This is a genomic window from uncultured Microbacterium sp., assembly GCF_963521695.1.
Lineage (GTDB): Bacteria > Actinomycetota > Actinomycetes > Actinomycetales > Microbacteriaceae > Microbacterium.
The window spans coordinates 1-2,565 of the sequence record NZ_CAUQWC010000349.1 but is presented as its reverse complement, the minus strand read 5'-3'; the positions used below and the strand labels follow the sequence as shown (position 1 = coordinate 2,565).

Annotated in this window: 2 protein-coding genes and 1 pseudogene; all 3 read left to right on the top strand. The window is 75.5% G+C overall.

Annotated features, from left to right (window positions below; genetic code table 11):
• Nucleotides 1-885, top strand: an 885-nt coding sequence (locus tag RWP81_RS16230; protein WP_399540626.1) for a hypothetical protein, incomplete at its 5' end; no start/stop codon positions are given.
• Nucleotides 886-887: 2 nt separating this feature from the next.
• Complete coding sequence (locus RWP81_RS16225; RefSeq protein ID WP_314457854.1) at nt 888-1,676, top strand: hypothetical protein; 789 nt, start codon at nt 888-890, stop codon at nt 1,674-1,676.
• Nucleotides 1,673-2,565, top strand: a pseudogene (locus RWP81_RS16220) (cell division protein FtsK); the annotation flags it as partial. The gene RWP81_RS16225 and the pseudogene RWP81_RS16220, both read left to right, overlap by 4 nt.

Here is a 2,565-nt window from a genome sequence, read left to right as displayed (position 1 = left end):
GGCCTCGGCCTCGGCGGGCTCCGCCGTCTGTCGGCGTGCGTGACGGCCGCGGCCGCCGGTCTGGCGCTGCCCGTGGGCAGTGCGACGACGGCGGCACTGACCTCCCACGGGTTCGTCGGGGCCGCACCCCTCATGGGAGGGGTCGCCGCGGCCCTCGCGACGGGATTCACCGTCGCCCTCCTCGGCGCCGGAGTCGCCCACCGTCGTCGCGGCGCCGCGTCCGGCGGAGCACTGGGCGCGGAGCTGTCGTCACTGCTGCTCGGGCTCGTCCTCGGCGGGGTGGATGCCGTGGCCGCCGCGGCCGTCACCGGCGTGATCGCCGCGTTCGCCACCGGCCCGCTGCCCTGGATCGCCCTGTCGGCCGCCGGGCTCACCGACCTCGACCAGCGCGCCGCGGACGGCGCCCCGCCCGCCCGTTCCCGCGCTTTCGCCGCCATCGACGAGGCGTACGCGGCACTCACGTGGAGCGTGGGGGCCGTGGCATCCGTTCTCGGGGTAGCCGGCGTCGCGCTCGCGTTCTCGGGCACGGTCTGGACCGAACTGCTCGCCCTGGCGTTCTTCCTCGTCGCCGCCCTCCGCACGCGGGCATTCCCCCTGCGCCGGCAGGGCTGGCTTCTGTGGACGGCCGCGGGCGCGATCGCCGTGGCGGGTCTGACGGTGCTGCTCTCGGGCGGCCTCGGCTGGGTCGGCGCGGGTGTCGCGATCGTGCTGGCCGCTCTCATCGCCACGATGGTGCTGGTGCGGCCCCGCCCCCACGTGCGGGCGCGGTTGCGCGGCCTCGGCAACGTGGTCGAGACCCTCGCCGTCGTCTCGCTGGTGCCACTGCTCGTGGGGGCGCTGGGTGTCTACGCCGACCTGCTCGGCATGTTCGGCGGACGCTCGTGAGCGTGCTCGACCTGCGTGCGGTGTCGAATGCGGTGTTCGGCAGCGGCGCCAACGGCCGTGTCCGGCTGACGGAGTGGGATGCCGCGATCCGCGGCGGCCTGTCGACGACGCGCCGGGTCGGCGTGATGTCGCTCGCACCGGACGCCGGCACGAGCACCGTCGCCCACCAGCTCACCCTCGCGATCGCGGGTCGCCGCGGCGAGCCGGTGCTCGCCGTCGACGTCTCGACCGGAGCCGCCGGTCTCGCCGGGCGCCTGGGCGCGACCCCGGTCTCGCCCGACGAGACGCGAGCAGCCGCACGCACCACCGCCGAAGCCCTGAGCGGGCTCGCCGAGCGCGACGGGATCGTGGCGCTGCGCCCCCGCGACACCGACGACGCGGTGGGCGCGTGGCTCGGCGAAGCGGCGCCCATCGCCCGGTTCTTCGACGTCGCGGTCACCGATTTCGGAACGCGGCACCCGGTGGTCGATCTCGCCGCGTGCGCGGCGCTGTGCGACGTCGTCTGCCTCGTCAGCGACGCCCGTCGGACCGCGGCGGAACACGCGCGCTCGGTCGTCGACGCCGTGCACGCTCTGCCCGAATCGCCGTCGGTCGTCCTCGCGCTCGTCGACCATGCACGCGAAGGCGACGGCGTCGCGCGCGCGATCGCCACCGGGACCGACCACGTCGTCCTGCCCCTCCCGTTCGACGCGGGACTCGCCGCGGGCGGGCGGGCACGCCGCTCGGTCATGCACCTCGCGGTCATCCGGCTCGCGGCCTCCGTGGTGGGGGCGACGGGGAGGCCCGCGTGACCGTCCGCATCGTTCACCGTCCGGCCCGCATCAGCGAAGCGGTCGAGCCCGCTCCCGATGTGATCCTCGCCCCGCCGCCGCCGATCGGCGAGGGCAACACCGGCTTCCCGCTGCAGTCGCTGCTGCCGATCGTCGGCAGCCTTTCGTCGATCACGATGATCGTGCTGCTGCGCAACAACCCGATCATGGTCGTTGTCGGCGCCGTCATCCTCGTGGTCGCCCTCGTCGGCGGTCTCGGCATGGCCCTCACCCAGCGCGGCAACGCCGCCCGCCAACGCCGCGTGCAGCGCGAGCGCTACCTCGACTACCTCGAGGAGACGCGCGAAGACGTGCGCCGCACGGCCGACACCCAACGCAGCAGGGCGCTCGCGCTGCATCCCGCTCCCGGCACGCTCGTCGAGATCGCGGCCGACCCGGCCCGCCGCTGGGAGCGACGCCCGGGGGATGCCGACTTCTTGCGCGCACGCATCGGCACCGGCGACCTGCGGGCCGTCGACGTCGCACTGCCGCCCGAGCAGAACCCCGTGCAGCCCTTCGACCCCGTGATGCGCGAGTCGGCCGAGCGCATGGTGCGCCTGGCCGGGGTCTCGCAGGGCATGCCGGCGACGGTCGACCTCGAGCGCGGCGGACAGGTCTCTCTCGTCGGCGCGCGCAGCGACACCCTGCGCGTCGCCCGTGCCCTCGCGGCGCAGATCGCCGCGTTCCACTCCCCCGACGACGTGCACGTCGCCCTCGCCGTGGCTCCCGCGCAGCGCGACGACTGGCACGGGTTCGACCTGCTCCCCCACGTCACGGGCGACACGCCTCCCGCCGGGGCCGTCACCGCGCGGCGGATCGCGCCGAGCCTCGACGGGCTGCTGTCGCTGCTGCGCGACGAGCTGCGCGACCG